At 68.9% G+C, this 235-nt stretch carries 1 protein-coding gene; it reads right to left on the bottom strand.

Going from position 1 to position 235, the window contains the following annotated elements:
- Window positions 1-225, bottom strand: a 225-nt coding sequence (locus ACSC1Q_RS43280) for a beta-ketoacyl synthase N-terminal-like domain-containing protein (RefSeq protein ID WP_436764559.1), incomplete at its 3' end; no start/stop codon positions are given.
- Between the last annotated feature and the right edge of the window lie 10 nt (window positions 226-235).

The raw sequence follows: 235 nt of genomic DNA, 5'->3' as shown, positions 1-235 counted from the left end.
GTTGTATACCTTCGCCAGGTCCCAGCCGCGATCGGTGGGGAACTCCCCGATGGCGTCCGTGCCGGACGACACCAGATCCCACAAACCCTCGGGCGAGGAGACACCTCCAGGGAACCGGCACGCCATCCCCACGATCGCGATCGGCTCGTCGACCACCGACACATCGGCCACGACCGCCCGCGAGACCTGACCACCGGCCAGCTCCCCGGCCAGGTAATCCGCCACCGCCTCAGCC

The sequence above is a fragment of the Streptosporangium heterodermiicola genome, assembly GCF_051390675.1.
Classification (GTDB): domain Bacteria; phylum Actinomycetota; class Actinomycetes; order Streptosporangiales; family Streptosporangiaceae; genus Streptosporangium.
Note: the sequence above shows the minus strand (reverse complement) of the source record. Positions and strands in the feature narration are given on the sequence as shown.